Origin of the sequence: Ferrovibrio terrae (genome assembly GCF_943371255.1) — a bacterium.
GTDB lineage: Bacteria > Pseudomonadota > Alphaproteobacteria > Ferrovibrionales > Ferrovibrionaceae > Ferrovibrio > Ferrovibrio terrae_B.
This window is the reverse complement of sequence record NZ_CALRUC010000018.1, coordinates 45,175-52,110: the sequence shown is the minus strand read 5'-3', so window position 1 is coordinate 52,110 and position 6,936 is coordinate 45,175. Positions and strand designations below refer to the sequence as shown.

General features: G+C 67.8%; 5 protein-coding genes. All 5 read right to left on the bottom strand.

Features of this window, described 5'->3' with window-relative positions; genetic code table 11:
• Positions 1 to 4,076, bottom strand: a 4,076-nt coding sequence (locus AAG799_RS06460; protein ID WP_341894985.1) for an AAA family ATPase, incomplete at its 3' end; no start/stop codon positions are given.
• A 36-nt stretch (positions 4,077 to 4,112) separates the two neighbouring features.
• A complete protein-coding gene (locus AAG799_RS06455) occupies positions 4,113 to 4,733 on the bottom strand; it encodes a DsbA family protein (protein WP_341894984.1) in 621 nt (206 codons plus the stop codon).
• Between the two features lie 106 nt (positions 4,734 to 4,839).
• Positions 4,840 to 5,349, bottom strand: a complete 510-nt coding sequence (locus AAG799_RS06450) for a DciA family protein (protein WP_341894983.1) — start codon at positions 5,347 to 5,349, stop codon at positions 4,840 to 4,842.
• Complete coding sequence (gene crcB / locus AAG799_RS06445) at positions 5,346 to 5,726, bottom strand: fluoride efflux transporter CrcB (protein WP_341894982.1); 381 nt, start codon at positions 5,724 to 5,726, stop codon at positions 5,346 to 5,348. The genes AAG799_RS06450 and crcB overlap by 4 nt, the downstream gene beginning before the upstream one ends.
• 9 nt (positions 5,727 to 5,735) lie before the next feature.
• Positions 5,736 to 6,920 (bottom strand): ABC transporter substrate-binding protein, encoded by a 1,185-nt coding sequence (locus AAG799_RS06440; RefSeq protein ID WP_341894981.1) that lies wholly within the window; start codon positions 6,918 to 6,920, stop codon positions 5,736 to 5,738.
• Between the last annotated feature and the right edge of the window lie 16 nt (positions 6,921 to 6,936).

Below are 6,936 nucleotides of genomic sequence, written 5' to 3'. Positions count from 1 at the left end.
AGCGTGGAGACGCCGCGTTCGGCCATGGTGACACCGAACAGGCGGTCCATGCGTGCCATGGTGATCGGATGGTGGGTGACCACCACGAAGCGCGTGCCCTCGCCGATTGTCGAGGTCTGGCGCGCCATCGCTTCCATCAGGTTGCACAGCCGCTCGACATTGGCGTCGTCCAGCGGCGCGTCCACTTCGTCCAGCACGCAGATCGGTGCGGGATTGGTGAGGAACACGGCAAACAGCAGTGACAGCGCGGTGAGCGCCTGCTCGCCGCCCGAGAGCAGCGACATCACCTGCAGCCGCTTGCCCGGCGGCGAGGCATAGATTTCCAGGCCGGCCTGCAGCGGGTCATCGCTTTCCACCAGCTGCAGATGCGCCTTGCCGCCGCCGAACACCTCGACGAACAGCTTCTGGAAATGGCTGTCGACCTTCTGGAAGGCATCGAGCAGGCGCTCGCGGCCTTCCTTATTCAGCGAGGTGATGCCCTGGCGCAGCTTTTCGATCGCCGAGACCAGGTCGGTCTGCTCGGTGCTGAGCGCCGTGAGCTTCTCTTCCACCTCGTTGGCTTCCAGCTCGGCGCGCAGGTTCACCGGGCCCATATTGTCGCGCTCCTTGCGCAGACGCTCGAGCCGGTTGTCCACCACATGCAGTTCGGGGAAGTCTTCGCCGTCTTCCACTTCGCCGGCCTTGAGCACGGCATCGAGCGTGCAGTCGAGCACCTCGCGCACGCGGATCGCCAGCTCGTCCAGGCTGACGCGCTGATGCTCCAGGTCGCTTTCCGCCTTGACGCGGGCTTCGCGGCCATGGCCGAGCAGCTGCTCGATCTCGCGCGCGGTCTTGGCTGCCAGCTGCTGGGCAGCCTCGGCATTGGCGAGATAATCGGCGGCTTCCTGGCGCGCGGTCTCGGCGACGGCAATCTGCTCCAGCAGGCCGCTGCGGCGGCTTTCGATCTCGAGTGGGATCTGTTCCAGCTTCTGCAGTTCGGCCGCGGCCTCGGCCTGGCGGGCGCCGAGCTGGGCGAGCTGCTGGCTGGCGCTTTCGTTGCGCGCATTGGCGGCGCGGCGCTCGATGACGATGGCCTCCAGCCGGCGGGCACGCGCCTGCGCATCCAGACGCAGCTGCTCCAGTGCGGCGCGGCGCTCGACGAGCGCCTGGCGCAGGCCGTTCAGCTCGTCGCGCAGCATGGCGATCAGCTGGCGCACCTCGTCTTCCGCCGGCATGGCGGCAAGCGCGGCTTCCTCGGTCGCGCGCACCTGCTCGGTCTCGGCGATCTCGGCGGCGGTCTGCTGCTTCTGCTCGGCCAATGCCGCAAGGCGCGACTGGCGCTCGGCTTCCTTGCGCACCATCTCGGCCTGGCGGTCGCGCGCCTGGCCCAGTTCGCGGTCGGCGCGGGCGATATCCTGGTTGGCGCGTTCGCGCGCCGCATTGCGCTCGCGCTCGGTGGCGGCAATCGCGCCGGTGGCATGTTCGCGCGCGGTGTTGCGGTCGCGCTCGGCGGCGGCCACACCATGATTGGCGCGGTCGCGTGCGCCCTGGCGCTCGCGTTCGGCCACGGCCACGGCCTGCGCGGCCTGGTCACGGGCTTCGGCAGCCGCGCGTTCGGCGGCCTGAACGATGGCGCTGGCGGTGGTGCGCGCCTCGTTGCGGTTCTGCTCGGCGGTCTGCACCACGCCTGATGCCTGCTGGCGCGCGCTGTTGCGTTCGGCTTCGGCAGCACCGACAGCCTGGCGCGCGGCGCGTTCGGCAGCGGCAGCCTCTTCGGTCGCCATACGCGCGGCTTCATAGGCCTGCTGCGCATCGCGCAGGCGGCCTTCCAGCTCGCGCAGTTCCTCGCGCAGGTCGGCCAGGCGATTGCGCTGTTCCAGCTTGATCGAGGCCGAGGTGGGTGCACCGGCCTTGACGGTGAAACCATCCCAGCGCCAGAGCGCACCGGACCTGGTCACCAGACGCTGGCCGAGTTTCAGGTCGGCGCGCAGACGGGCGCCATCGGCATCATCCGACACCAGGCCGATCTGGCTCAGGCGGCGCTGCAGCGCTGAGGCGCCGGTGACGAATTTCGACAGCGGCTCGGCGCCGAAGGGCAGTGCCGGCGCATCGGTCAGCGGCGGCAGCGCATCCCAGTGCATCGGCGCATTCGGATCGGTGGCGGCATTCAGCTCATCCGCCAGCGCCGCACCCAGCGCCTTTTCATAGCCCGGCTCCACCGTGACCTGGTCGATCAGCGGCGGGAACAGGTTGCTTTCATCCAGCTTGAGCAGCTTGGTGAGGCCAGCCTCTTCCGCCTTCAGGCGGGTGAGTTCGCCCTGCGCGGCCTGCCAGGCATCGCGGCTGGCCTGTTCGGCCTGCTGCTTGGCGGCACGCGCGGCCTCGGCCGCCTCCACGCCACCGCGCACGGCGGCAATCTTCTCGGCATGCTCGGCTTCGACGGCATTCAGCCCGGCGCGGGCCGCCTCGATCTTCTGCGCATGTTCGGCTTCGACCGCATTGAGGCCGAGGCGGGCGGCCTCGATCTTCTGCTCATGCTCGGTGCCGGCCTGGGCCAGGGTGGCGCGGGCGGCCTCGATCTTCTGCGCATGCTCGGCCTCGACGGCCTCCAGCGCCGCACGCGCCGCTTCGATCAGGCGGGCCTGTTCAGCCTCGACGGCCTCATAGGCCTGGCGCGCGGCGTCGATCTTCTGCGCATGCTCGGCCTCGATGCCATCCAGCGCATTGCGGGCGGTTTCAACGGCCAGCTGCTTGGCCTCGACCTCGGCATTGGCGGTTTCGGCTTCGGTCAGCGCCTCGGTCTGCTCATTCAGGCGCAGCTCTTCGGCGCTCAGTTCGGCAATGCGTGCGCTCAGACGCTCGAGCCGGCGGCCGGCGTCTTCGATGGCCTGGCGCAGGCGGGCGCGCTGGGCCTGTTCCTCGGCCGCGCGGTTGGTCAGCGTATCGAGTTCGGCCTGGCTGGCATCGACCTTGCCCTGCACCTCGGCCACACCGGCTTCGGCGGTGGCCTGCGCTTCGGCCTCGCCGGCGCGCTGGGCTTCCAGCTGCTCGGTTTCGGTGGCCAGCCGCGCCACGGTTTCCTCGGCATCCTGCGACAGCGCGCTTTCGCGCTCGGCATCGGAGGCGATCTGGGCGAGACGGGCGCGCACCTGTTCGGCGGCCTCCTGGGCGCGGGCGGATTCCGCATCCAGGCCTTCGCGTGCCACCGTCAGGCGATGCAGGCGGGCACCGGCCTCGGCCTCATGCTGGCGCAGCGGCGGCAGCGCCTCGGCCGAGATGCGCTCGGCCTCATGGGCTTCCGACACCTGCAGGGTACGGTCGGCCACCTCACGCTCGGCGGCCTGCAGGGCCTGCTCGGCCTCGGCCAGCGCGTGTTTCAGCGCGTCATGCTTGAGGTGGAACAGGATGGCTTCGGTCTTGCGGATCTGGCCGGCGATGTTGCGGTAGCGGCTGGCCTGGCGGGCCTGGCGCTTCAGCGACTGCAGCTGGTTGTCCATCTGGCCGATCACATCGACCACGCGTTCCAGATTCTGCTCGGCCGCCTTCAGCCGCAGTTCGGCCTCATGGCGGCGCGAATGCAGGCCGGAAATGCCGGCGGCTTCTTCCAGCAGCATGCGGCGATCGGTCGGCTTGGCATTAATGATGGCGCCGACGCGGCCCTGGCTGACCATGGCCGGCGAATTGGCACCGGAGGCCAGATCGGCGAACAGCAGCTGCACGTCGCGCATGCGCACGTCGTTGCCATTGATCGAATAGTCGGAGCCCTTCTCGCGCTCAATCTTGCGCGTGATCTCGACCATCTCCTGCTCGTTGAACGCTGCCGGCGCGGTGCGCGTGGCATTGTCGAGCGTCAGCGTGACTTCAGCGATATTGCGGGCCGGCCGCGTGGCCGTGCCCGCAAAGATCATGTCGTCCATGCCCGTGCCGCGCATGCGCTTGGCCGAGTTTTCGCCCATCACCCAGCGCAGGGCTTCCACCAGATTGGACTTGCCGCAGCCATTCGGGCCGACAATCCCGGTCAGGCCGGGATGGATCACGAAATCCGTCGGCTCGACGAAGGACTTGAAACCGGACAAGCGCAACTTGGTAAACTGCACGGGAACTCCCTTTCAATAACGCAGACGCCGGCCGTCTTACGACTTGGCCAGCGCGTCGAGTTTCTTGCGCAACTCGTCCAGCGACGGCACACCGCTCTCGGTCTTGCCGTTGATGATCAGAGTCGGCGTCGAACTCACATTGTGCTTCTGGGTGCCTTCGAGGCGCGAATTCAGGATGTAGTCGCCGAGCGGCTTGTCGGCGAGGCACTTGTCGAACTGCTCGGCCGAGATGCCGCCCAGCCGGCCGATCTGCACCAGCGCCGCCTTCGGATCGGCCGCACCGGACCACTGGCGCTGCTGCGCGAACAGCACGTTCAGATAGGTGAAGTACTTCTCCGGGCCGCCGCAGCGCGCCAGCACGGCGCCGGCGAAGGCGAGCTGGTCGAGCGGGAAGTCGCGGTAGATCAGCTTGACCTTGCCGGTGTCGATATACTCGGTCTTGATCGCCGGCAGCACATTGGCATGCAGCGCCGCGCAATGCGGGCAGGTCAGCGAGGCATATTCGATGATGGTGATCGGCGCATCGGCCTTGCCGAGCACCATGTCCTGCAGGCGCGGATCGGCACCGGCGGATCCAGACTGCGCCTGGGCACCGACCGCGAAGAAACCACCGAAGACCAAAACCAGGGTCAGGACGAAACGCTGTATATATTTCATAGAGATGCTCCGACCCCCTACATCTTGGGGGCATTGTATGGTTGCACGTCCGGCTGGCAACCGGACTCTGCCGTTATCCACAAGAATCTGGCGCACTCAAGGCGCGTCAGCGACTCGCACTGAAAAGTGATTGCCCAAGGTTCTCAAGGGCTTGTCGCAGCTCGCGGTCATCGACTCCGGCGAGCAAATCTTCCAGTTTGGCGCGCTCATCCGCGCTGAGCGGCCGGCGGATGCGCTCCGCTGGCTTCACCGACTCGGGGCGGCGGATCGGAGTCTGCTTCAGACGCAGCTTCTCGACCGCGCGGAATCCGAAATAGCCGTTGATCTTGTCGATGATCAGCGGGCTGAGATGCTGCAGCTCGAGCGCAAACGCCGGGCTGACGCCGATCTCCAGCGTGGCGGCATGGCCCGCACCCGAGGCATAGACCATTTTCTCGGGCTGGGTTTCCTTCGTCAGCAGCGGACCGGCGATCTCGGCCCAGTGGTTGATGATCTCGGCCAGCGCCACGCCGCGCTGTTTCATGATCGGCCGCGTCAGCCGCCCGAGCGCGAGGCCAAGGGCCTTTGGCGCATTCGTCCGCTGCGCCGGGTCGCGCGGCGGTTTTTTCTCGCTCACGGCGCCACGACCGCGCGGATCACCGCCAGCCCGGCAAACAGCCCGGCCACCGCCAGCACGGCGGAACCCAGCATGTAGAGCCCGGCGGCGAGAAATTCGCCGCGCTCATAGAGCAGCGCGGTTTCCAGCGAGAAGGCGGAAAAGGTGGTGAAGCCACCAAGCACGCCGGTGGTGAGAAACAGCCGCCAGTGCTGCGGCAGGCCGCTTTTCAGGGCGAAATACTCGGCCACCAGCCCCATGGCAAAGGAACCCGCCACATTGATCGCCAGCGTGCCCCAGGGAAACCCGGCGCCGACCAGGCGCAGGGCGGCGACATTGACGCCGTAGCGCAGCGCGCCGCCGATGCCGGCACCGATGAAAACGATCAGGGTGTTCATGCCGCCAGTTTAGCGCAGGCGCGGTTCATAGCCCACCGCCTCGCTGAGGCGTTCGTGCCGCGAACCGCGCAGCTGGTAGACATAGGCTTGGTAGGTGCCCTGGCGATGGCCGCCGGCAAAGGTCTGCAGGGTGCCGCCGAACAGGTCGCGCCAGCCGCGGATGCTGCCCACCGCCTGGGTCAGCCTGGGCAGCGCGGTGTCGCCCTCGGCCCGGTCGAGCGCCAGCACGGCCAGGTCGGCGATGGTGGCGCCATAGATCGCGGCGGCATTGGGTTCGGCGCCGAAACGGGCCTTGTAGGCATCCATCCAGGCCACCACCTCGTGCGGTGCGGTCTCGCGGTCGGGCAACGCGATCGATGACACGCTGTACAGCCCCTGGGTGGCGCCGCCCGGCGCCTGGGCCAGCAGATAGTCATGCGTGGTCGAGGGCCCGAGGAAATCCACATCACTCCAGCCGGCCGTGCGGGCGGCCGCCATCGGCAGGATGGTATCGCGCAGCAGCGTGGCCAGCACGATCAGGTCGCAGCCGGCACCGCGCAGGCGCGCGATGGGTGCGCTGAAATCGGTGTCGATCGGGCGATGGGTGGCCACCGCCTTCACTGTCTGGCCGTGTTGCGCCAGCTGGTCGCGGATCGCCTGCTGCACTTCCTCGCCATATTCGGTGCTCTGCGCCAGGGCGCAGATCGCCTGCTTGCCCCTGGTTTCCACCATCCATTTCACGCCGGCGCGAATCTGGTCGTAATACAGCGAACCGGAAATCCAGCTGATCGAATCCGCGGCCTGCACCAGTTCGCGATTGGCCGCCATCGGAAACAGGTTGGCACGGCCCGCCGCGCGCAGCTGCGGCAGCACCGCCTGCACCTGCGCGGTGCCGAGCGAGCCGACGAAGACCTGCACGCGGTCATACTTGATCAGCTTGGCCGCAGCCTGCACAGCGCGCGGCACCTGGAACTGGTGATCCTCGACCACCAGCCGCAGCTTGCGGCCGCGGATGCCACCGGCGGCATTCACCGCGTCAAAGCGCAGGCGCATGGCATTGACCACGGCATTGCCATAGACCGCGGCCGGGCCCGACAGATCCGTGAGCGTGCCGATGATGATCTCTGGCCTGGCCGGTTCGGCTGCCAGAGCGGGCGGCGCCATCACCGTTCCGGTGAAGGCAGCGATAACCGCCGCGAAAAGAACATGCCGCATGAGATTCTCCCAAAAA

What these genes read in the sequence shown, in the direction of transcription:
- AAG799_RS06455 (WP_341894984.1), bottom strand. Translation starts at nt 4,733, where the DNA reads ATGAAATATATACAGCGTTTCGTCCTGACCCTGGTTTTGGTCTTCGGT.
- AAG799_RS06440 (WP_341894981.1), bottom strand. Translation starts at nt 6,920, where the DNA reads ATGCGGCATGTTCTTTTCGCGGCGGTTATCGCTGCCTTCACCGGAACG.
- crcB (WP_341894982.1), bottom strand. Translation starts at nt 5,726, where the DNA reads ATGAACACCCTGATCGTTTTCATCGGTGCCGGCATCGGCGGCGCGCTG.